18 protein-coding genes, 1 tRNA gene and 1 pseudogene are annotated in these 22,243 nt (G+C 67.9%); 11 read left to right on the forward strand and 9 right to left on the reverse strand.

Annotated features, from left to right (window positions below):
* Nucleotides 1-187 precede the first annotated feature (187 nt).
* From ACFC1X_RS20255 to rpmH, 8 genes are all read right to left on the reverse strand, one after another.
* On the reverse strand, nucleotides 188-1,291 hold the full coding sequence (locus tag ACFC1X_RS20255; RefSeq protein ID WP_376355494.1) for a ParB/RepB/Spo0J family partition protein: 1,104 nt from the start codon (nucleotides 1,289-1,291) through the stop codon (nucleotides 188-190).
* Nucleotides 1,288-2,361 carry a ParA family protein gene (locus ACFC1X_RS20260; RefSeq protein ID WP_163015882.1) on the reverse strand — a complete coding sequence of 358 codons (1,074 nt, stop codon included), beginning with the start codon at nucleotides 2,359-2,361 and terminating at the stop codon, nucleotides 1,288-1,290. The genes ACFC1X_RS20255 and ACFC1X_RS20260 overlap by 4 nt, the downstream gene beginning before the upstream one ends.
* 265 nt (nucleotides 2,362-2,626) lie before the next feature.
* Complete coding sequence (gene rsmG, locus ACFC1X_RS20265; RefSeq protein ID WP_376355496.1) at nucleotides 2,627-3,346, reverse strand: 16S rRNA (guanine(527)-N(7))-methyltransferase RsmG; 720 nt, start codon at nucleotides 3,344-3,346, stop codon at nucleotides 2,627-2,629.
* A 125-nt stretch (nucleotides 3,347-3,471) separates the two neighbouring features.
* Nucleotides 3,472-3,984, reverse strand: a complete 513-nt coding sequence (locus ACFC1X_RS20270) for a protein jag (RefSeq protein ID WP_376355497.1) — start codon at nucleotides 3,982-3,984, stop codon at nucleotides 3,472-3,474.
* Nucleotides 3,985-3,999: 15 nt separating this feature from the next.
* Nucleotides 4,000-5,298: a membrane protein insertase YidC gene (gene yidC / locus ACFC1X_RS20275; protein ID WP_376355499.1), complete on the reverse strand. Its 1,299-nt coding sequence runs from the start codon at nucleotides 5,296-5,298 to the stop codon at nucleotides 4,000-4,002.
* Between the two features lie 3 nt (nucleotides 5,299-5,301).
* On the reverse strand, nucleotides 5,302-5,676 hold the full coding sequence (yidD, locus tag ACFC1X_RS20280) for a membrane protein insertion efficiency factor YidD (RefSeq protein WP_376355501.1): 375 nt from the start codon (nucleotides 5,674-5,676) through the stop codon (nucleotides 5,302-5,304).
* Nucleotides 5,673-6,044 carry a ribonuclease P protein component gene (rnpA, locus tag ACFC1X_RS20285; protein WP_122616561.1) on the reverse strand — a complete coding sequence of 124 codons (372 nt, stop codon included), beginning with the start codon at nucleotides 6,042-6,044 and terminating at the stop codon, nucleotides 5,673-5,675. Before rnpA ends, yidD begins: the two co-directional genes overlap by 4 nt.
* A 21-nt stretch (nucleotides 6,045-6,065) precedes the next feature.
* A complete protein-coding gene (gene rpmH, locus ACFC1X_RS20290; protein ID WP_003975051.1) occupies nucleotides 6,066-6,203 on the reverse strand; it encodes a 50S ribosomal protein L34 in 138 nt (45 codons plus the stop codon).
* Between the two features lie 375 nt (nucleotides 6,204-6,578).
* Between rpmH and dnaA the strand changes: the two genes are divergently transcribed.
* The 9 genes from dnaA to ACFC1X_RS20335 all read left to right on the forward strand — a co-directional run bounded on the left by dnaA (nucleotide 6,579) and on the right by ACFC1X_RS20335 (nucleotide 19,437).
* Nucleotides 6,579-8,564 (forward strand): chromosomal replication initiator protein DnaA, encoded by a 1,986-nt coding sequence (gene dnaA / locus ACFC1X_RS20295; protein ID WP_376355504.1) that lies wholly within the window; start codon nucleotides 6,579-6,581, stop codon nucleotides 8,562-8,564.
* 890 nt (nucleotides 8,565-9,454) lie between these two features.
* Nucleotides 9,455-10,585, forward strand: a complete 1,131-nt coding sequence (gene dnaN, locus ACFC1X_RS20300) for a DNA polymerase III subunit beta (RefSeq protein WP_161330546.1) — start codon at nucleotides 9,455-9,457, stop codon at nucleotides 10,583-10,585.
* Between the two features lie 196 nt (nucleotides 10,586-10,781).
* Nucleotides 10,782-11,657 (forward strand): phosphogluconate dehydrogenase (NAD(+)-dependent, decarboxylating), encoded by an 876-nt coding sequence (gene gnd / locus ACFC1X_RS20305; protein ID WP_125491284.1) that lies wholly within the window; start codon nucleotides 10,782-10,784, stop codon nucleotides 11,655-11,657.
* A gap of 32 nt (nucleotides 11,658-11,689) precedes the next feature.
* Nucleotides 11,690-12,811 (forward strand): DNA replication/repair protein RecF, encoded by a 1,122-nt coding sequence (gene recF / locus ACFC1X_RS20310; protein ID WP_376355507.1) that lies wholly within the window; start codon nucleotides 11,690-11,692, stop codon nucleotides 12,809-12,811.
* Nucleotides 12,808-13,371 carry a DUF721 domain-containing protein gene (locus tag ACFC1X_RS20315; RefSeq protein ID WP_376355509.1) on the forward strand — a complete coding sequence of 188 codons (564 nt, stop codon included), beginning with the start codon at nucleotides 12,808-12,810 and terminating at the stop codon, nucleotides 13,369-13,371. Before recF ends, ACFC1X_RS20315 begins: the two co-directional genes overlap by 4 nt.
* A 456-nt stretch (nucleotides 13,372-13,827) precedes the next feature.
* On the forward strand, nucleotides 13,828-15,888 hold the full coding sequence (gene gyrB / locus ACFC1X_RS20320) for a DNA topoisomerase (ATP-hydrolyzing) subunit B (protein ID WP_376355511.1): 2,061 nt from the start codon (nucleotides 13,828-13,830) through the stop codon (nucleotides 15,886-15,888).
* 42 nt (nucleotides 15,889-15,930) lie between these two features.
* Complete coding sequence (gene gyrA / locus ACFC1X_RS20325) at nucleotides 15,931-18,525, forward strand: DNA gyrase subunit A (protein ID WP_376355513.1); 2,595 nt, start codon at nucleotides 15,931-15,933, stop codon at nucleotides 18,523-18,525.
* 18 nt (nucleotides 18,526-18,543) lie between these two features.
* Nucleotides 18,544-19,260 (forward strand): DUF3566 domain-containing protein, encoded by a 717-nt coding sequence (locus ACFC1X_RS20330; protein ID WP_376355515.1) that lies wholly within the window; start codon nucleotides 18,544-18,546, stop codon nucleotides 19,258-19,260.
* Nucleotides 19,261-19,360: 100 nt separating this feature from the next.
* Nucleotides 19,361-19,437, forward strand: a tRNA-Ile gene (locus ACFC1X_RS20335).
* A 704-nt stretch (nucleotides 19,438-20,141) separates the two neighbouring features.
* Here ACFC1X_RS20335 and ACFC1X_RS20340 read toward each other — a convergent pair.
* Nucleotides 20,142-20,387 carry a hypothetical protein gene (locus ACFC1X_RS20340; protein WP_376355517.1) on the reverse strand — a complete coding sequence of 82 codons (246 nt, stop codon included), beginning with the start codon at nucleotides 20,385-20,387 and terminating at the stop codon, nucleotides 20,142-20,144.
* 69 nt (nucleotides 20,388-20,456) lie between these two features.
* Between ACFC1X_RS20340 and ACFC1X_RS20345 the strand changes: the two are divergent.
* A pseudogene (locus ACFC1X_RS20345) lies at nucleotides 20,457-20,543 on the forward strand (YdcF family protein); the annotation flags it as partial.
* Nucleotides 20,544-21,116: 573 nt separating this feature from the next.
* Complete coding sequence (locus tag ACFC1X_RS20350; RefSeq protein WP_376355519.1) at nucleotides 21,117-21,929, forward strand: DUF6551 family protein; 813 nt, start codon at nucleotides 21,117-21,119, stop codon at nucleotides 21,927-21,929.
* Nucleotides 21,930-22,243: the final 314 nt, after the last annotated feature.

Here is a 22,243-nt window from a genome sequence, read left to right on the forward strand (position 1 = left end):
GCGCTCACCAGTCCGGTGCGGCCCATCGTGCGCATGGCCCCTGCCTTCCTCTCAGAGGTACTGCCAGGTGATGACGCATCCCGATCGCATCGTATCCACGATGCGCCGGCCCCGACACCGACGCAAAGCAAAGGGCGGGTCGTGTTCCGGTATCCACCGGACCCGACCCGCCCTGGCGGCCTGTGTTTCAGGAGTCGAGGTCTTCGTCCTCGTCGTCCAGGAGCCCCTTCTGCAGCACGGGCCCTTCACCGGGAGCGAGGCTTCCGAGGATCCGCTCAAGGTCGTCCATGGAGGCGAACTCCACGGTGATCTTGCCCTTCTTCTGTCCCAGGTCGACCTTCACTCGGGTCTCGAAGCGGTCGGACAGCCGCGTCGCCAGGTCGGACAGCGCCGGGGAGACCAGGGAACCGGCACGCGGGCCCTTGGCACGCTGCGGCTTCTGGGGCCGGGAACCCATCAGGGTCACGATCTCCTCGACCGACCGCACCGAGAGCCCTTCGGCCACGATGCGGTGCGCGAGGCGATCCTGCTCCTCCGGGTCGTCGACGGAGAGCAGCGCCCGGGCATGCCCGGCGGAGAGCACGCCCGCGGCCACCCGGTTCTGCACCTTCGGCGAGAGCTTCAGCAGACGCAGCGTGTTGGAGACCTGAGGCCGGGAGCGCCCGATCCGGTCGGCCAGCTGGTCGTGCGTGCAGTTGAAGTCCTTCAGCAGCTGGTCGTAGGCGAAGGCCTCTTCCAGCGGGTTCAGCTGGGCACGGTGCAGGTTCTCCAGGAGGGCGTCCAAGAGAAGCTTCTCGTCCTCCGTCGCCCGGACGATGGCCGGGATGGCCTCCAGTTCCAGCTCGCGGCAGGCCCGGAAGCGGCGCTCGCCCATGATCAGCTCGTAGCGACCCTGCCCGATCGGCCGGACGACGACCGGCTGGAGGAGCCCGACCTCCCTGATGGAGGTGACCAGCTCGGCCAGCGCGTCGTCGTCGAAGTCCTTACGCGGCTGCTTCGGGTTCGGCGTGATGGCGTCGAGAGGGACCTCGGCGAAGTGCGCACCCATGGGTGCCCGGAGACCTTCCGCGCCACCGCCTGCCGCCGCCGGCTCCTCTGTTTCACGTGAAACATGGGGCAGCGTGGCCACCTTCGCCGCGGCCACACCGCGCTCGTTCGGCAGCAGCGGCATCGTCCCCGGAGAAGCGGAGGCCGCGTTCCCCAGCGCTGCCGAAGCCACCGACTTCTCCGTCGGGGCGTTGGGGATCAGTGCGCCCAGACCACGGCCCAGCCCCCTCCGTCGCTCACTCACTGGATCCCCTCCACCATGTTCGGGTCATTCTGTGCGCCGAGGTGAGCGTGCGTCGCCTCGTACTGGACGCCCACGCCCTTCAGCGCCATCTCACGTGCCGCCTCCAGATAGGAGAGGGCTCCACTCGATCCTGGATCGTAGGTCAGTACCGTCTGCCCGTAGCTCGGGGCCTCGGAGATACGGACCGAGCGGGGAATGCTCGTCCGCAGCACCTCTTCACCGAAGTGGCTGCGTACCTCGTCCGCGACCTGGGACGCGAGCCGCGTCCGGCCGTCGTACATGGTGAGCAGGATGGTCGACACATGCAGAGTCGGGTTGAGGTGCCCTCGGACCAGGTCGACGTTGCGAAGCAGCTGTCCCAGCCCTTCCAGCGCGTAGTACTCGCACTGGATCGGGATCAGCACCTCCTGGCCCGCGACAAGCGCATTGACCGTCAGCAGACCGAGGGAGGGCGGGCAGTCGATGAGGATGTAGTCCAGCGGCTGCTCGTATGAGGCGATCGCCCTCTGGAGCCGGCTCTCCCGGGCGACCAGAGAGACCAGTTCGATCTCCGCGCCGGCGAGATCGATCGTGGCGGGCGCGCAGAACAGACCCTCGACATCCGGGACCGGCTGGACCACTTCCGAGAGTGGCCGGCTCTCGACGAGTACGTCGTAGATGGAGGGGACGTCGGCGTGGTGATCGATGCCCAGGGCGGTGGACGCGTTGCCCTGCGGGTCGAGGTCGACGACCAGGACTCTGGCACCGTGGAGGGCGAGTGACGCGGCAAGGTTGACGGTCGTCGTCGTCTTGCCCACACCGCCCTTCTGGTTGGCGACCACCATGACCCGGGTCTGCTCGGGTCGCGGCAGGCCTTCGCCGGCGCGCCCCAGAGCCTCCACCGCCAGTTGGGCAGCGCGACCGATCGGAGTGTCGTCCATCGGAGGCGGTGTTTCACGTGAAACATCCGCTCCCATCGACTCGGTACGGGGACCGGGGACCGGATCGGTCATCGGTCCCGCGATATTGGCGTCGGACCGCAAGGATTCACTCTCCTCGACTTCAGGCTCGCAATGAACAGAGCCTCCCATGCCTTCGGGGTCATGAACCAGTGAGGCCTGGTGTTCTGTGGAGAAATCCACCTCTGTGGACAACTCCGCCCCCTCTCCGAGCGACCCGAGAGGCTTTCGGTCGCGGGGGTCGGCCGCAGCGCGGCCGCGACTGATGATGCCGTGCAGCAGTGAGCGACGTTTCACGTGAAACACGATGCACAGCACGCGATGCCGAACTCCCGCGACACTCCGGCATGCGTAGGTTTGGCAGCTTGTGTGGAGTACGGCCGGACGCCAGGACGGGTCAGCCGCGACGCCGACGCGTCCGCCCCGTCCGGGCCGCCTTGGCCCGTTTGGCGGCGAAGCGCACACCACCGGGGCTCTCGCCGACCTCGACCCGCACCACGGTGGACAGCGGATCCACGATCCCCTCGCCCACCTGAAGAACGGATGTCTTCTCGGCACCCAGCTTGCTCAGTGCGGTGGCCGCCGCCTTCAGCTCCTCCTCCGCCGTGTCGCCCTTGAGCGCGAGCATCTCGCCGTACGGACGCAGCAGCGGAATCCCCCAGGTGGCGAGACGGTCGAGCGGTGCTACGGCACGAGCCGTCACCACATGCACCGGCGGCATCTTGCCCATGACCTCCTCGGCTCGGCCGCGCACGACGGTCACATGGTCCAGGCCCAGCAGCTCCACGACCTCGGTCAGGAAGTTCGTGCGCCGCAACAGCGGCTCCAGCAGAGTGATCTTCAGGTCCTCCCGCACCAGCGCCAGCGGGATCCCGGGCAGACCGGCGCCCGACCCGACGTCGCACACCGTCACTCCCTCGGGCACGACCTCCGAGAGCACCGCGCAGTTCAGCAGATGCCGCTCCCACAGGCGGGGAACCTCACGCGGGCCGATCAGGCCGCGCTTCACCCCCGCCTCGGCAAGCAGCTCCGCGTAGCGGACCGCGTCCGCGTAGCGATCGCCGAACACGTCACGTGCCTGCTCGGGTACAGGGGGAAGCTCCGCTGCCTCCGTCACGGGGACCGTCCTTCCGTACGGCGCCCGGCGCACCAGGCGCCGGTGCCAGAACCACCAGAACTATCAGGCTGACAAAACTCGGCCCCGCCTGCGCAACAGACGGGGCCGGAGAACGAGAGAACCGATCAGGCGGGAAGCACGACGACGAAGCGCTCGGGCTCCTCGCCCTCGGACTCGCTGCGCAGCCCCGCGGCCTTGACCGCGTCGTGCACGACCTTGCGCTCGAACGGGGTCATCGGCTTCATCCGCACGGACTCGCCGCTGCTCTTGACCTCGGCCGCGGCCTTGGCGCCCAGCTCGGACAGCTCGGCGCGCTTCTGCGCCCGGTAGCCGGCGATGTCGAGCATCAACCGACTGCGGTCACCGGTGTCCCGGTGCACGGCCAGGCGCGTCAGCTCCTGCAGAGCCTCCAGCACCTCACCGTCCCGGCCGACCAGCTTCTGGATGTCGCGGCTGCTCGAGTCGCTGATGATCGAGACAGAGGCACGGTCTGCCTCGACGTCCATGTCGATGTCGCCGTCGAGGTCGGCGATGTCGAGCAGACCCTCCAGGTAGTCCGCGGCGATCTCGCCCTCCTGCTCGAGGCGGGAGAGGGTGTCTGCGCCCTCGGCAGCGGCGGAGGTGGTGCCTTCCGTCACGGGATGGACTCCTTCTTACTTCTTCGACGGGGACTTGGGCCGCTGCGGGCCCTTGCGCTGCCCGGACTGGGCCTTGCTGCGGGTGCCGCCGCCCTTCTGCTGGGCGGGCTTCTGCTGTCCGGACTTCTTGGCGGCATCGGCGGGCTTGGCGGCCTGCTTGCCGTCCTCCGGCTCGTCGGACTTGGTGAGCGAGGTCTTCGCCTCGGCCTCACCGCCCGGCTTGGCGGACTGGCGCTGCGACTTGCTCTGCCGCTTGGGCTGCTGCCGCTTGGGCGTGGCGGTGGCGACGGGCGCGCCGTCCTCGCTCTGGGCGGCCGCGGAGGTCTCGCTCTTCAGCACGTTGCCGTCGGGCTGGGCGGCGAGACCCGCCTTGTTCAGGCCGTTGATGAACTTGCGCTCGAACTCGTTGCGGTCCCGGCCCTTGGCGACGATGGCCTTCACGACGGCCCTCTCGCCCCGGCCGCGGGTCTTGCCGTGCTCGGCGACGCTCTTGTGCAGCCGCTCCAGGTAGGAGGCCTGGGCCTTGGAACCCGGCGTCGGGTTGTTGCGGATGACGTACATCTGCTGGCCCATGGTCCACACGTTCGTGGTCAGCCAGTAGACGAGGACACCGACGGGGAAGTTCACGCCGAAGACGGCGAACATGACCGGGAAGACGTACATCAGCATCTTCTGCTGCTGCATGAACGGGGTCTTCACCGTGGTGTCGACGTTCTTCGTCATCAGCTGGCGCTGGGTGAAGAACTGCGACGCGGACATCAGCACGATCATGATCGCGGTGACGACCCGCACGTCGGTCAGCGAGGCGTTGAGGGCGGCGACCTCGCTCTCGCTGCTGAAGAACTTGGAGGCCAGCGGGGCACCGAAAATGTGTGCCTGCTGCGCGCTCTCCAGGAGCTTCTGGTTGACCGCACCGACGGTGTCACCGGAGGCGATGCCGTTGAGCACGTGGTACAGGGCGAAGAAGAACGGGGACTGCGCCAGGATGGGAAGGCACGAGGAGAGCGGGTTGGTACCCGTCTCCTTGTACAGCTTCATCATCTCTTCGGACTGACGCTGCTTGTCGTTCTTGTAGCGCTCCTGGATCTTCTTCATCTCCGGCTGGAGCGTCTGCATACCGCGGGTCGCCTTGATCTGCTTCACGAAGAGCGGGATCAGGCAGATGCGGATGAGGACCACCAGGGACACGATGGACAGGCCCCAGGCCCATCCGGTGTCAGGTCCGAAGATCGCCCCGTACACCGTGTGGAACTGGACGATGACCCAGGAGACGGGCCAGGTGATAAAGCTGAACAGGCTGGCAATCGTGTCCACTAATCATGCTCCTTGGGCATGGGGCGAGGTCTCTGCGGCCGGGCCCGAGGGACCGGAGGGGCTCGTGGGAGCCGTCCGTCCTTCGGTGGCCGGTTCGGCGGCGGAGGGCCCGCCCTTACGTGCACGCCAGGCGTCACGCAGCATTTCGTGCCACCGCGGACGCTTGCGCGGCGGAACATGGTCCACGCCGCCCAGCGACCACGGATTGCATCGCAGGATGCGCCATGCCGTGAGCGCCGTGCCCTTGACGGCTCCGTGCCGGTCGACGGCCGTGTAGCCGTAGTGGGAGCACGACGGGTAGTACTTGCACACCGGCCCCAGCAGCGGACTGATCGTCCACTGGTAGAGCTTGATCAGAGCCAGCAGCGGGTACTTCATCGCGCGCCCCCTCCCAGTAGCCGCTCCAAGGCGGCGTCCAGGTCTCGGGCCAGCTGTGCATGGTCGGCGTCACCCGCACCGGGCAGCGCTCGTACGACTACCAGGCTACCGGGGGGAAACAGGTGGATCCGGTCGCGCACCAGATGGCGAAGCCTGCGCTTCACCTTGGTGCGCACCACCGCGCCTCCTACAGCTTTGCTCACGACGAAACCCGCACGTGTCGGGGGAGCGCTCTCCCCAGGCGCGTGCGGGTCCGTGGCACCGCTTCGAAGGTGGACGACGAGGGCCGGGCGGCCGGCCCGGCGTCCTCGTCGTACCGCGGTCGCGAAGTCCTCGCGCCGCCTCAGCCGGTTCTCGGTGGGCAGCACGATGTCATGACCTGACCGGGATCAGGCGGACAGACGGGCGCGACCCTTGCTGCGGCGAGTCGCGAGAATCGCGCGGCCGGCACGGGTACGCATCCGCAGCCGGAAGCCGTGGGTCTTGGCGCGACGGCGGTTGTTCGGCTGGAAGGTGCGCTTGCTCACTCGGGGGCTCCAGAAAGAATCGGGGTTGGCGGGGTGCCGTCCTGGCTGTCACCGTGCGCCCACGAGTAGCTCGCGTTACGCCCGAGTGCACCGCTTTTCGATCACCTTGACGTGACCTGTGCCCATCGGAGGCAGGCGGCAGCAGCCATCGACAACTCGACCTGGTTACGGTACGTGCGACTGCGTCATTCGGTCAAACCAGCGGGGACCGGGAGACACTTGTCCACAGGCTGGGGACAACAACTTGAACCCTACCGGCCGCGCTGACTACCTTGACTGAACTCCGATTCGTTCCCTTATCCCTGCCCCATCCGAGTTTCATCCCGACCCGTCCCCGAATCACACCTTCGAGGGACTCGTGAGAGAGCGTGCCCTGTGGCTGACGTACCTGCCGATCTTGCCGCAGTGTGGCCACGCGTACTGGAGCAACTTCTCGGGGAAGGCCGCGGGCAGGGCGTCGAGTCGAAGGACGAGCACTGGATCCGGCGCTGCCAGCCGCTCGCGCTGGTCGCCGACACCGCCCTGCTCGCCGTACCGAACGAATTTGCGAAGGGCGTACTGGAGGGCCGACTCGCCCCCGTCGTCAGCGAGACCCTGAGCCGCGAGTGCGGCCGCCCGATCCGTATCGCGATCACCGTCGACGACACCGCGGGCGAGCCCGCCGGCCCCGCCCCGCAGGCGCCGCCGAGCCGCCCACAGCCCCGCTACGAGGAGCCCGAGCTCCCCGCTCCCGGCCAGGGCCGCGACGAGTACGAGGGATACGGCCGCCACCGCGCCGACCAGCTGCCCACCGCCCGGCCCGCCTACCCGCAGGAGTACCAGCGCCCCGAGCCCGGCTCCTGGCCGCGCCAGACGCAGCAGGACGACTACGGCTGGCAGCAGCAGCGCCTCGGCTTCCCGGAGCGGGACCCCTACGCCTCACCGCCGCAGGAGCCGTACGGCCAGGACCCGGCGCCGTACTCCCACGACGCGTACCAGCACCGGCCGCAGTCCCCGGAGCGCCCGCCGTACGACTCCCCGCGCGGCGACTACGACAAGCAGCGCGGCGACTACGACCAACCGCGCGGGGACTACGACAAGCCCCGCGGCGACTACGAATCCCCCCGGGGCGACTACGAGCAGTCCCGGGGCGACTACGAGACCTCTCGCAACGAATACGACGCCCCGCGCGGTGAATACGACCAGCGCGGCCCCCGCCGGGACCTGCCCGAGCCCCCGTCCGGCTCCGGGCGCGTGCACCGCGGCGGCCCCGTCGGTCCCGGTCCCGCCACCGGCGCCCCCGGTCCGCTCGCCGCACAGCCGGCCCCGGCGACCGGACCGGGCGAACCGACCGCGCGCCTGAACCCGAAGTACCTCTTCGACACCTTCGTCATCGGCGCCTCCAACCGCTTCGCCCACGCGGCGGCCGTCGCCGTCGCCGAGGCACCCGCGAAGGCCTACAACCCGCTCTTCATCTACGGGGAGTCGGGCCTGGGCAAGACCCACCTGCTGCACGCCATCGGGCACTACGCGCGCAGCCTCTACCCCGGCACCCGCGTGCGCTACGTGAGCTCCGAGGAGTTCACCAACGAGTTCATCAACTCCATCCGCGACGGCAAGGGCGACAGCTTCCGCAAGCGGTACCGCGAGATGGACATCCTGCTCGTCGACGACATCCAGTTCCTGGCGGACAAGGAGTCGACGCAGGAGGAGTTCTTCCACACCTTCAACACGCTGCACAACGCCAACAAGCAGATCGTGCTGTCCTCCGACCGGCCGCCCCGGCAGCTGGTGACGCTGGAGGACCGGCTGCGCAACCGCTTCGAGTGGGGCCTGACCACCGACGTCCAGCCGCCCGAGCTGGAGACGCGCATCGCGATCCTGCGCAAGAAGGCCGTGCAGGAGCAGCTCAACGCCCCGCCGGAGGTACTGGAGTTCATCGCCTCGCGGATCTCGCGGAACATCCGCGAGCTGGAGGGCGCGCTGATCCGGGTGACGGCCTTCGCCTCGCTCAACCGGCAGCCGGTCGACCTGGGCCTGACGGAGATCGTCCTCAAGGATCTGATCCCGGGCGGCGAGGACTCCGCGCCCGAGATCACCTCCACGGCCATCATGGGCGCGACCGCCGACTACTTCGGCCTCACCGTCGAGGACCTGTGCGGCACCTCGCGCGGGCGCGCGCTGGTGACGGCCCGGCAGATCGCCATGTACCTGTGCCGCGAGCTGACGGACCTCTCGCTGCCGAAGATCGGCGCGCTGTTCGGCGGCCGGGACCACACCACGGTGATGCACGCCGACCGCAAGATCCGCAATCTGATGGCGGAGCGGCGCTCCATCTACAACCAGGTGACCGAGCTGACCAACCGCATCAAGAACGGCTGACGGCCGCCGGCACCGGCCCCACAGGCGCCTCCGGACACTCCGGGGGCGCCTTTCGCGTGCCCGGGGGTCGCGTGCGTCGTGCCCGGAGGTCGTACGCCCGTCCCAGCCACTGTTCGATTACCTGCGGGGTTACGGCCGTCCTCCACAGATTGGGCCACTTTTTTCCGTCCACACCTTGGGGACTGGGAAGTTGTCCCGATCCTGTCCACAGGCCAGGCTGTTGAGGGATCATCAGGGCAGGTCAGCTCCCTGTGGATTCGTGGACGAAGGATCTCCACAGGCTGTGGACGAAGGAACGGTCCACAAGCTGTGCATCAAGTTGTCCACGGGCAACCCACAGGCTGGAGGCGGTTGTCCCCAACGATCATGGGCTTCTCCACATGTCTGTCCACTGTTCGGCAACATGACGCGCCCTGTCACCGCGTCGAGTGAAAGGCGTCACATCAGGGTGCCGGGTTGGGCTGTGGGAAACGTGGGTAAAGCTGGGGACGGCGTTGGGGAGAACTCGCCTCTCCCTGTGCACGGAGTGTGCAGAACTTTCTGTTCTCCACAGATACGCCCAGTTGTCCACGGGCTCCGCCCACAGGACCAGTGGACAAAATTCCTGCTCTGACCTGGGCAAACGCGGTTATCCACGGTATCCACAGGCCCTACTACTACTCCTGACCTTAGAGAGAGCGGAATTCGTTTCGAAGCGGGTCCTGTGCACAACTCGCTCTCCGGAGCCCGACCGTCCCTCGTCACGACTTGACCCCGAAGGGCACCTACTGTCAGTGGGGTGCGTCAGACTGGTCCCCGGTGTTCTGGTCCCGTGGGGAACGACGACACCGACCCAGACGACGAAGGCCAGGCAGAGCGAGCAGCGCCGGCAACAGCAGGAGGCGGCAACAGTGAAGATCCGGGTGGAACGCGACGTACTCGCGGAGGCCGTGGCCTGGGCGGCGCGCAGCCTCCCGGCCCGTCCGCCGGCGCCGGTCCTCGCCGGCCTGCTGCTGAAGGCCGAGGAGGGACAGCTGAGCCTGTCCAGCTTCGACTACGAGGTCTCCGCGCGGGTGTCGGTCGAGGCCGAGATCGAGGAGGAGGGCACGGTGCTCGTCTCCGGCCGCCTGCTCGCCGACATCTCCCGCGCCCTCCCCAACCGGCCGGTGGAGATTTCCACAGACGGTGTACGGGCGACGGTGGTCTGCGGCTCCTCGCGGTTCACCCTCCACACCCTGCCGGTGGAGGAGTACCCGGCGCTGCCGCAGATGCCGGAGGCGACGGGCACGGTCCCCGGCGAGGTCTTCGCCGCGGCCGTGCAGCAGGTCGCGATCGCCGCGGGCCGCGACGACACGCTGCCCGTGCTCACCGGTGTGCGCATCGAGATCGAGGGCGACTCGGTGACGCTGGCCTCGACCGACCGCTACCGCTTCGCGGTCCGCGAGTTCCTGTGGAAGCCGGAGAACCCGGAGGTCTCCGCGGTCGCGCTGGTGCCCGCCAAGACGCTCCAGGACACCGCCAAGGCGCTGACCAGCGGTGACCAGGTGATCCTGGCGCTGTCCGGCTCGGGCGCGGGCGAGGGCCTGATCGGTTTCGAGGGCGCCGGCCGCCGGACGACGACGCGTCTCCTGGAGGGTGACCTCCCGAAGTACAAGACGCTGTTCCCGACGGAGTTCAACAGCGTCGCCGTGATCGAGACCGCCCCCTTCGTGGAGGCCGTCAAGCGCGTGGCCCTGGTCGCCGAGCGCAACACCCCGGTGCGGCTCAGCTTCGAGCAGGGCGTGCTCATCCTGGAGGCCGGCTCCAGCGACGACGCACAGGCTGTGGAAAGGGTCGACGCCCAGCTGGACGGCGACGACATCTCGATCGCCTTCAACCCGACCTTCCTGCTGGACGGCCTGAGCGCCATCGACTCGCCGGTGGCCCAGCTGTCCTTCACGACGTCCACGAAGCCGGCGCTGCTCAGCGGCAAGCCCGCGCTGGACGCCGAGGCGGACGAGGCCTACAAGTACCTGATCATGCCGGTGCGGCTGAGCGGCTGAGTCGTCCGCACCGTCGGTGGTTGTCCACAGGGTGAGGAAAACCCGCAGGTGGGGGCGTACGTCTGAGCGCGTATGCCCACAGCTGTGCACGGGCGTCCGGGTTTAGGCTCGGCGCGGGTACGAAAGTGCCGCGGCACGCATCCGGCGGGTACGGAGGTGCCGCCTTGCCACCTCGCACACCTAAGGAAAGCTACTGATGGAGCTCGGTCTCGTCGGCCTCGGCAAGATGGGCGGCAACATGCGCGAGCGGATCCGCCGCGCGGGCCACACCGTCGTCGGATACGACCGCAATGCGGACCTCGCCGACGTCCACAGCCTGGAAGAGCTTGTGGGCAAGCTCAGCGCCCCGCGCGTGGTCTGGGTCATGGTCCCGGCCGGCGAGGCCACCCAGGCCACCGTCGACCGGCTCGGCGAGCTGCTGGAGCCCGGCGACGTCGTCGTGGACGGCGGCAACTCCCGCTGGACGGACGACGAGAAGCACGCGGAGGAGCTGGCGGCCAAGGGCATAGGCTTCGTCGACTGCGGCGTCTCCGGCGGCGTCTGGGGCCTGGAGAACGGCTACGCGCTGATGTACGGCGGCGACGCGGAGAACGTCGCCAAGGTGCAGCCGGTCTTCGATGCCCTCAAGCCGGAGGGCGACTTCGGCGCCGTGCACGCCGGCAAGGTCGGCGCGGGCCACTTCGCGAAGATGGTCCACAACGGCATCGAGTACGCGATGATGCAGGCCTACGCCGAGGGCTGGGAGCTGCTGGAGAAGGTCGACTCCGTGGAGAACGTCCGCGAGGTCTTCCGGTCCTGGCAGGAGGGCACGGTGATCCGGTCCTGGCTCCTCGACCTGGCCGTCAACGCGCTCGACGAGGACGAGCACCTCGGCGACCTGCGGGGTTACGCACAGGACTCCGGTGAGGGACGCTGGACTGTGGAGGCCGCGATCGACAACGCGGTGCCGCTGCCGGCGATCACCGCGTCGCTGTTCGCGCGGTTCGCGTCCCGACAGGACGACTCCCCGCAGATGAAGATGATCGCCGCGCTGCGCAACCAGTTCGGCGGCCACGCGGTCGAGAAGAAGTAGGCACCACCAGTTGGGGAGGTCGGCGAACGACCATGCACGTCACGCATCTGTCGCTGGCCGACTTCCGTTCGTACGCCCGGGTCGAGGTGCCCCTGGACCCGGGCGTCACCGCCTTCGTCGGCCCGAACGGGCAGGGCAAGACGAACCTGGTCGAGGCGGTCGGCTACCTCGCCACCCTCGGCAGCCACCGGGTCTCCTCCGACGCGCCCCTGGTGCGCATGGGCACCGAGCGCGCCGTGATCCGCGCCCAGGTCAGACAGGGCGAGCGGCAGCAGCTGATCGAGCTGGAGCTGAACCCGGGCAAGGCCAACCGGGCCCGCATCAACAGGTCCTCGCAGGTCAGGCCCCGTGACGTACTCGGTATCGTGCGCACCGTCCTGTTCGCGCCCGAGGACCTGGCGCTGGTGAAGGGCGACCCCGGGGAGCGGCGCCGCTTCCTGGACGAGCTGATCACCGCCCGCTCGCCGCGCATGGCGGGGGTGCGCTCCGACTACGACCGCGTCCTCAAGCAGCGCAACACCCTGCTGAAGTCGGCCGCGCTCGCGCGCCGGCACGGCGGCCGCACGATGGACCTGTCCACGCTCGACGTCTGGGACCAGCACCTCGCGCGCGCGGGCGCCGAGCTGCTCGCGCAGCGCCTCGACCTGATCGCCGCCGTGCAGCCGCTGGCCGACAAGGCGTACGAGCAGCTGGCCCCGGGCGGCGGCCCGGTCGCCCTGGAGTACAAGCCGTCGGCGCCCGGGGAGGCGCACACGCGCGAGGACCTGTACGAGCAGCTGATGGCCGCGCTCGCCGAGGCGCGCAAGCAGGAGATCGAGCGGGGCGTCACCCTGGTGGGGCCGCACCGGGACGATCTGCTTCTCAAACTCGGTTCACTGCCCGCCAAGGGGTACGCCTCCCACGGCGAGTCGTGGTCGTACGCGCTGGCGCTGCGGCTGGCCTCGTTCGACCTGCTGCGGGCCGAGGGCAACGAGCCCGTCCTGGTCCTCGACGACGTCTTCGCCGAGCTGGACGCGCGGCGCCGGGAGCGGCTGGCCGAGCTGGTGGCGCCGGGCGAGCAGGTGCTGGTGACGGCCGCGGTCGACGACGACGTGCCGCAGGTGCTGGCGGGGACGCGGTTCACGGTCGCGGAGGGCACGGTGGAGCGCGTATGAGCACCGACGAACCGGTCCCGGAGGAGCAGCCCGGGCCCCGGGGGAAGAGTCCCGAGCCGTCCGGCGTCGACCTCGCGCGCGTGGCGCTCAGGGCGGCGCGGGAGGCGGCACGCGCGCGTGGGGACGCGGCGCAGCAGAAGAAGCAGGCGCGGCGCGGTGGACTGCGTTCCGGGGCGCGGGCCGACGGGCGGGACCCGATGGCGCTGGGGTCGGCGATCAACCGGCTGATCACCGAGCGCGGCTGGGAGACGCCGGCCGCGGTGGGCGGCGTGATGGGCCGCTGGCCGCAGATCGTCGGCGAGGACGTGGCCAAGCACTGCGTGCCGGAGCGGTACGACGAGGACGAGCGGGTGCTGGTGGTGCGCTGCGACTCGACGGCCTGGGCGACGAATCTGCGGTTGCTGGCGCCGACCCTGGTGGCCCGGCTCAACGAGGACCTGGGGCACGGTTCGGTGCGGATGATCAAGGTGCTGGGCCCCGGCGGTTCCGGGGGCCCCGGGCGCCGTTACGGCCCGTTGCGCGCGCCCGGCAGCCAGGGTCCTGGCGACACTTACGGGTGAGCGACGGGTGCTCCACGGGTGAGGGGCGGGCGCTCTGGCGCCCCGTCACACATGGGTGATGTACCTCACATATTTGGGCGTCGATGATCGGTGTGAACCGTCGGCGACCGCTGAGGCGTACCACTGCGTGCGATCGTGAATCCCGATCTGACTCCCAAGTAGCCAAGGGTTGACGCCTCGAAGCGCTGAGTGCCGTTGTGAGCCTCTTGAGGCCCCCTTCCGCATATCGGGAGTCGGGCGAGGCCGATTCAGGGCGGCACATGCGGACTCAGGTACCGGCAAACCCCCATCAGTGTCGGTGGTACCGGTAGACTGGGGAGGAATCCCGCCCCGAACGTGGGGACCGTTCGGGACTAGCTGAGCAACGCTGATCAAGGCTTACCAACGCAACATGCCGCAGCCGCTCCGGCAACCCGCCGACGAGCCCGGCTCGTGCTGTGCCAGAAAGGGCGCTTCGTGGCCGATTCCGGCAACCCCAACGAGAACAACCCGTCCACCGACACCGGCGTGAACGACGTGGTGAGCACTTCGAACGGCGCGGCCTCCGCCTCGTACGACGCCAGTGCCATCACCGTGCTCGAGGGTCTGGACGCGGTCCGCAAGCGACCCGGTATGTACATCGGCTCGACCGGTGAACGCGGCCTGCACCACCTGGTGCAGGAAGTCGTGGACAACTCCGTCGACGAGGCACTGGCCGGCCACGCGGACACCATCGACGTCACGATCCTCGCCGACGGCGGTGTCCAGGTCGTCGACAACGGCCGCGGCATCCCGGTGGGCATCCACCCCGTCGAGAAGAAGCCGGCCGTCGAGGTCGTCCTGACGGTGCTGCACGCGGGCGGCAAGTTCGGCGGCGGCGGTTACGCGGTCTCCGGTGGTCTGCACGGCGTCGGTGTCTCCGTCGTGAACGCCCTGTCGTCCCGGCTGTCCGTCGACATCAAGTGCGACGGCTTCCGCTGGACCCAGGACTACAAGCTGGGCGTCCCCACCGCGCCGCTCGCCAAGCACGAGGCGGTCGAGGACTCCGGTACCACGGTCACCTTCTGGGCCGACCCGGACATCTTCGAGACCACCGAGTACTCCTTCGAGACGCTGTCGCGGCGTTTCCAGGAGATGGCGTTCCTCAACAAGGGCCTGCGCATCAACCTCACCGACGAGCGCGAGTCGGCGAAGGCCACGGCCGGTGCGGACGAGGCGGGCGAGGACGAGAAGCACGAGGTCAAGACCGTCTCGTACTACTACGAGGGCGGCATCGTCGACTTCGTGAAGTACCTCAACTCCCGCAAGGGAGAAGTGGTGCACCCCACCGTGATCGACCTGGAGGCGGAGGACAAGGACCGCAACCTGTCCCTCGAGGTCGCGATGCAGTGGAACGGCGGCTACACCGAGGGTGTCTACTCGTTCGCCAACATCATCCACACCCACGAGGGCGGTACGCACGAGGAGGGCTTCCGTGCGGCGCTGACCTCGCTCATCAACAAGTACGCGCGCGACAAGCGGCTGCTGCGCGAGAAGGACGACAACCTCACGGGTGACGACATCCGCGAGGGTCTGACGGCGATCATCTCGGTGAAGCTGGCCGAGCCGCAGTTCGAGGGCCAGACCAAGACCAAGCTGGGCAACACGGAGGTCAAGACCTTCGTGCAGCGCGTGGTCTACGAGCACCTGGCCGACTGGCTCGACCGCAATCCGAACGAGGCGGCGGACATCATCCGCAAGGGCATCCAGGCGGCCACCGCGCGTGTGGCGGCCCGCAAGGCCCGTGACCTGACCCGTCGCAAGGGTCTGCTGGAGACGGCGTCGCTGCCGGGCAAGCTGTCCGACTGCCAGTCCAACGACCCGACCAAGTGCGAGATCTTCATCGTCGAGGGCGACTCCGCCGGTGGTTCCGCCAAGTCCGGCCGGAACCCGCAGTACCAGGCGATCCTCCCGATCCGCGGCAAGATCCTCAACGTCGAGAAGGCGCGCATCGACCGGATCCTGCAGAACCAGGAGATCCAGGCGATGATCTCCGCGTTCGGCACCGGTGTGCACGAGGACTTCGACATCGAGAAGCTCCGCTATCACAAGATCATCCTGATGGCGGACGCCGACGTCGACGGCCAGCACATCAACACCCTGCTGCTGACCTTCCTGTTCCGCTTCATGCGGCCGCTGGTCGAGTCCGGGCACGTGTACCTGTCCCGCCCGCCGCTGTACAAGATCAAGTGGGGCCGGGACGACTTCGAGTACGCGTACTCCGACCGCGAGCGCGACGCGCTGATCGAGATGGGCCGCCAGGCCGGCAAGCGCATCCGCGAGGACTCCGTGCAGCGCTTCAAGGGTCTCGGTGAGATGAACGCCGAGGAGCTGCGCATCACGACCATGGACCAGGAGCACCGCGTCCTCGGCCAGGTCACGCTCGACGACGCCGCACAGGCGGACGACCTGTTCTCGGTGCTGATGGGCGAGGACGTCGAGGCCCGGCGCGCGTTCATCCAGCGCAACGCCAAGGACGTCCGCTTCCTCGACATCTGAGTCGGTCTCAGCTGACCGCACCAGGAAGGACCTTCACCAGCAATGACCGACGAGAACACCCCTGTGACGACGCCCGAGGGCGACGCCCTGGCGATGCGTGTCGAGCCCGTCGGGCTCGAGACGGAGATGCAGCGCTCGTACCTCGACTACGCGATGTCCGTCATCGTCTCGCGCGCGCTGCCCGATGTCCGTGACGGCCTCAAGCCCGTGCACCGCCGCGTGCTGTACGCGATGTACGACGGCGGCTACCGCCCCGAGCGCGGCTTCTACAAGTGTGCCCGCGTCGTCGGCGACGTCATGGGCAACTACCACCCGCACGGCGACAGCTCCATCTACGACGCGCTGGTGCGCCTCGCCCAGCCGTGGTCGATGCGGATGCCGCTCGTCGACTCCAACGGCAACTTCGGCTCGCCGGGCAACGACCCGGCGGCGGCCATGCGCTACACCGAGTGCAAGATGGCGCCGCTGTCGATGGAGATGGTCCGCGACATCGACGAGGAGACCGTCGACTTCACGGACAACTACGACGGCCGCTCCCAGGAGCCGACCGTCCTGCCCGCCCGCTTCCCGAACCTGCTGATCAACGGCTCGGCCGGCATCGCGGTCGGCATGGCGACCAACATCCCGCCGCACAACCTGCGCGAGGTCGCCGCCGGTGCCCAGTGGTACCTGGAGAACTACGAGGCCTCGCACGAGGAGCTGCTCGACGCGCTGATCGAGCGCATCAAGGGCCCCGACTTCCCGACCGGCGCCCTGGTGGTGGGCCGCAGGGGCATCGAGGAGGCGTACCGCACCGGGCGTGGTTCGATCACCATGCGCGCGGTCGTCGAGGTCGAGGAGATCCAGAACCGCCAGTGCCTGGTGGTCACGGAGCTGCCGTACCAGACCAACCCCGACAACCTCGCGCAGAAGATCGCCGACCTGGTGAAGGACGGCAAGATCGGCGGCATCGCCGACGTCCGCGACGAGACGTCGTCCCGCACCGGCCAGCGCCTGGTCATCGTCCTGAAGCGGGACGCGGTCGCCAAGGTCGTCCTGAACAACCTCTACAAGCACACCGACCTGCAGTCGAACTTCGGCGCCAACATGCTGGCCCTGGTCGACGGTGTGCCGCGCACCCTCTCCCTGGACGCGTTCATCCGCCACTGGGTGAACCACCAGATCGAGGTCGTCGTCCGCCGTACGCGCTTCCGGCTGCGCAAGGCGGAGGAGCGGGCGCACATCCTGCGCGGCCTGCTCAAGGCCCTGGACGCCATCGACGAGGTCATCGCGCTGATCCGGCGCAGCGACACCGTCGAGATCGCGCGCCACGGCCTGATGGGCCTCCTGGAGATCGACGAGATCCAGGCGAACGCGATCCTGGAGATGCAGCTGCGCCGGCTGGCGGCCCTGGAGCGTCAGAAGATCGTCCAGGAGCACGACGAACTCCTGGCGAAGATCCGCGAGTACAACGAGATCCTCTCCTCCCCGGTCCGGCAGCGCGGCATCGTCAGCGAGGAGCTGGCGGCGCTCGTCGAGAAGTACGGCGACGACCGCAAGACGAAGCTGATCCCCTACGAGGGCGACATGTCCATCGAGGACCTGATCGCCGAGGAGGACATCGTCGTCACGGTCACCCGGGGCGGCTACATCAAGCGCACCAAGACCGACGACTACCGCGCCCAGAAGCGCGGCGGCAAGGGCGTGCGCGGCACGAAGCTCAAGGAAGACGACATCGTCAACCACTTCTTCGTGTCCACCACCCACCACTGGCTGCTGTTCTTCACCAACAAGGGCCGCGTCTACCGGGTGAAGGCGTACGAGCTGCCCGACGCCGGCCGGGACGCGCGTGGGCAGCACGTGGCGAACCTGCTGGCCTTCCAGCCGGACGAGACGATCGCCCAGATCCGCGCGATCCGCGACTACGAGGCGGTGCCCTACCTGGTCCTGGCCACCAAGGCGGGCCTGGTGAAGAAGACGTCGCTGAAGGACTACGACTCGCCGCGCTCCGGTGGCGTGATCGCCATCAACCTGCGCGAGCAGGCGGACGGTTCCGACGACGAACTGATCGGAGCCGAGCTGGTCTCGGCCGAGGACGATCTCCTGCTGATCAGCAGGAAGGCGCAGTCGATCAGGTTCACCGCGTCGGACGACACGCTGCGTCCCATGGGGCGTGCCACCTCGGGTGTGAAGGGCATGAGTTTCCGCGAAGGGGACGAGCTGCTCTCGATGAATGTTGTTCGAGCCGGTACGTTCGTGTTCACTGCCACCGACGGCGGGTACGCGAAGCGCACCTCTGTCGACGAGTACCGCGTCCAGGGCCGCGGCGGCCTCGGTATCAAGGCCGCCAAGATCGTCGAGGACCGTGGGTCGCTCGTGGGCGCGCTGGTGGTCGAGGAGCACGACGAGATCCTCGCCATCACGCTCTCGGGCGGTGTGATTCGTACGCGAGTCAGCGGGGTCAGGGAGACCGGCCGTGACACCATGGGCGTTCAACTGATCAATCTGGGCAAGCGCGATGCCGTCGTCGGCATCGCACGCAACGCCGAGGCGGGACGCGAGGCGGAGGAGGTCGACGGCGATGTGGTCGTCGACGAGACCGCCGAGGGTGCCGCGACCACCGGCACGGACGAGGGCGAGGCGCCCTCGACCGAGTAGCACGAGGAGAGAGTCATCGTGAGCGGAGCCACGGGCGCCGGATCGGCCGGTACCTCCAGGGGTACGGAAACGGGCGGCGGCGGCCGTGGCTCCGCCGCGCGTGCGACCGATCCGCACACGACTCAGCTGCGCAAGATCGACGACGGCGCGACCGACTCGCACACGTCCCAGACGCATGGATCCCAGGGGGGAACTGTGACGGACACCCGAGGCCAGCAGACTCAGCAGGCGGCCTCGCCGCTGCCGGGAGAACGGCAGCCCCAGCAGCCCGGCGGGCCGTACCACCCGCCGCAGGCCTACCAGACCCAGGGCGGCAACGCGTCCGCGGTGCGCCGCCCGCGCACCGGCGCGCGCACCACGCCCAGGGTCCGCAAGGCACGCCTGCGCGTGTCGAAGGCCGACCCGTGGTCGGTGATGAAGGTCAGCTTCCTGCTCTCCATCGCGCTGGGCATCTGCACGATCGTCGCGTCCGCCGTGCTGTGGATGGTCATGGACGCCATGGGTGTCTTCTCCACCGTCGGCGGCACCATCTCCGAGGCGACCGGATCCAACGAGTCCAACGGCTTCGACCTGCAGTCCTTCCTGTCGCTGCCCAACGTGCTGCTGTTCGCCACGGTCATCGCCGTCATCGACGTCGTCCTCGCGACGGCGCTGGCCACGCTCGGCGCGTTCATCTACAACCTGTCCGCCGGCTTCGTCGGAGGCGTGGAGCTGACGCTCGCCGAGGACGAGTGATCGTCCCTCCGGGACCCCGCGACAACCGATTTTGGGACTGCCCTCCTCGTGCGCTAATCTTCAGGAGTCAGCGCGCGGGACATACACCGCAGAGCGCGGCGGGGCTATAGCTCAGTTGGTTAGAGCGCATCCCTGATAAGGATGAGGCCACAGGTTCAAATCCTGTTAGCCCCACCAGCGAGAAGACCCCCAGTCGGTAACGGCTGGGGGTCTTTGACATCCATGGCTGACATCAACGGCGGTCACGGAACCAGCCCCAGCTCCCCGGCGTCGTGCTTGGTACGCACGCTTCGCCGAGGAGGACTGTGGAAGGCGATCCGCCGTGGTGGGCGATCTTCGCGATCTCAGCCGGAGTGACAGTGGTCCTTGGGGCGATCTTTCTGTCCATGGTTGCCGCAGCCGCTCTCAGCGTGATCTGGGTGCGCAGCAGGTTCCGCCGTAGCCCATCGAGCGGGCACGTCAGCCAATGAGTGGATCTTCCAGGAGTTCGGCGATGATCTGGCTGTGCCGGAGGATCGCCTGAGCGACCTTGGGGTGCACCTTCAGGAAGGCGAGCAGGTTCCCGCAGGTGTGCCGGGCGAGGCAGACCCTGATCCGGCGGACGCCGGCGCGCTTGACGAGCCGATCGAAAGTGCGGGGAGAAGCCCACCGGGTCGATCACGCCGCCGTGGTCGTCTTGCAGCTCCCGCTGGACGTGCTTGACCGGGGTGAAGTGGCCGGCCTCGAAACCGATGTCCTGCCAGCGCAGCCCGAGCACCTCACTGCGGCGAAGGCCGAGGACTAGGACGAGGCCGCAGGCCGCGTAGAGCCGGCGGACGCGGACTGAGCACTCGTTCCATGCCTTCCTCGTGATCAGTTCCTCATGCATGGCCCGGTTGAGGTCATGCGGAGGACGCGCGCGACCTCAACCGGGCCGAGGCGCCGACCTTCTCCGGGGTCAGGGCCGCCATGACGATGCGGATCTGTGTCGGGGTAGAGGGCCTTACCAGCGGCTTCTTACCGAGGTGAGGCAACAGGCAGAGCCGCACCTTGGACTCGTACTTCAGGTACGTGTTGTGCTCGCGCTCCGGAGCGACGATGTGCTCCAGCCAGTGGGCCAGCCACTGCCGAGCGTCCAAGGACGGCACGGGGGTACCGTTGCGATCTTGGCCTTGGAGCTTGCAGAGGTTCTCGTTCGCTTCGTCCCCCGTCCGGCCGTCAGCGCGTCCAGCCCGATGACGTTGAACGAATAGGTCGACTCCATCGGTGACGCCCGTCTGGTGATCGACATGCTTGTTGGCGCGTCAACGTGATCGAGGCGTACGAGCGCCTTTGTCGAGCCAGACATGACGAGGCTCCTTACCACCGACGCACCGTCGACTTGACCCGAACGAGGGCGATAGCTGTTACAGGCGAGTCGATCACCGTATAGAACGGCGGGCGGTCAAAGACGATGCCTCCGGCCCGGGGGGGCCGGTACCGGGATGGAGGGGGCGCCGTCGCCGACCGCGAGCACGTTGTGGCGTGCGCGGAGTGCTCCCATCCCGTCCACCGCCGACCCAGGCAGAGCCGGGCAGACGCGGCCCATGGCGTCCAGGTCGGTCGTACAGTGGCGCGCTCCACCTGGACGCCAGGAACCACGCCCGCTCCACGGTGTGTGGGTCGAGGCGGACGGGATGGGAACGGTGGAAGGTAGTGGGCGAGAGGGCGGATTCAGCCGAGCCGTCGTTGCCTGGGGATACGCCAACCAGCACAGTTCAATCGGCAAAAATATGGTTGTCACTCATATGTGACGCCTGGTTAGATAATTGCTGCGCTGGTCCCAACATCCCGGCATAGCCGAAAATCCCCTGATCCCGGCGCAGGAAGGCACAGCCATGCCCAAAGCTCGGTACACTTTCGAGCTGCCGACTCACCACGTGGAGTACGGCCAAGAGGTCTCTGTCTCCGACCTCAACATTGACCCTCAGGCTCAGCGCACCCTCAACGAGCGGCGAGCACAGAACATCGCCAACAATCTGGTTCGAGAGGCGATTGGATCGATCATCGTCTCCAAGAGGGACGACGGCGACCTGTACATCGTTGACGGACAGCACCGCTGGCGCGCGTGTGTCCTGGCTGGTCTCGCCACCATACGCGCTGACGTCCACCATGGGCTTACGCAGCCCGAGGAAGCCATCCTCTTCCTGATCAAGAACCGTGAGTCGCACAAGCCTCGCCCCATTGATGAGTACCACGTGGGGCTGACCGGCGGAGTCCCCCTCTTTGTTGATACGGATCGGATTCTCAAGAAGCACGGGTTGGCACTCGGGTCGTCGTCCACCAACAGCGTGGGGGCGGTCTCAGGCGTGCTCCAGATCACGGACCGCTACGGCGCGTCGGTCTTCGACCGCACTCTGACGATTGCCGAAGACGCGTGGGGGCGCGCTGCGGAGACCTGGGACGGCATGCTCCTCGGAGGAATCGGTCAGTTCATCGGCCGTTGGGGCGACCTGGTGAACGACTCTGAACTCGCGAAGAAGATGCAGAAGATGGGCACCGCCGCCAAGTGGAGGTCTGAGATTCTGAGCCGGTCCTCACGTGGTGGTTTCAACAACAGTGGTACGGGGTCTCGTACTACCACGGCCTACAAGTTGGTGGTCGATGCGTGGAACCACGGGCGCACGGTCAGCAAGCGCATCGAGGCGTGAAGAACCCACCTGCCCACCAGGGCGAGGCTTTACTTCGGGTCGCGGAAGCGTCAAGCCGCCCTTTGGTGTCTGACATCAGTGCCTAACACCACGAGCGACTCACGGCGGCGGCCCACCGCGCATGTCAGCGGTCAGGACACCGGTGGGATCAAGGTTTTTTTTCGACTAGCGGCTCCAGCGTGGTGACCGATAAGGATGAGGACAGAGGTTCAAATCCTGTTAGAGGTTGTTGTCTTTCCGAGTCTGACGACTCCGTTTTCGCTGGTCAGGGATAGGTGCGGTGTCGGTGTGGGAGTGATGGTCCGTCGTTTCGT

The sequence above is a fragment of the Streptomyces sp. NPDC056128 genome, from assembly GCF_042263835.1.
Classification (GTDB): Bacteria; Actinomycetota; Actinomycetes; order Streptomycetales; family Streptomycetaceae; genus Streptomyces.

Bases quoted from the DNA above. Each gene is read 5' to 3' on its own strand.
- ACFC1X_RS20260 (WP_163015882.1), bottom strand. From the start codon at position 2,361: ATGGGAGGCTCTGTTCATTGCGAGCCTGAAGTCGAGGAGAGTGAATCC.
- yidD (WP_376355501.1), bottom strand. From the start codon at position 5,676: ATGAAGTACCCGCTGCTGGCTCTGATCAAGCTCTACCAGTGGACGATC.
- gnd (WP_125491284.1), top strand. From the start codon at position 10,782: ATGGAGCTCGGTCTCGTCGGCCTCGGCAAGATGGGCGGCAACATGCGC.
- recF (WP_376355507.1), top strand. From the start codon at position 11,690: ATGCACGTCACGCATCTGTCGCTGGCCGACTTCCGTTCGTACGCCCGG.
- ACFC1X_RS20315 (WP_376355509.1), top strand. From the start codon at position 12,808: ATGAGCACCGACGAACCGGTCCCGGAGGAGCAGCCCGGGCCCCGGGGG.
- gyrA (WP_376355513.1), top strand. From the start codon at position 15,931: ATGACCGACGAGAACACCCCTGTGACGACGCCCGAGGGCGACGCCCTG.
- ACFC1X_RS20350 (WP_376355519.1), top strand. From the start codon at position 21,117: ATGCCCAAAGCTCGGTACACTTTCGAGCTGCCGACTCACCACGTGGAG.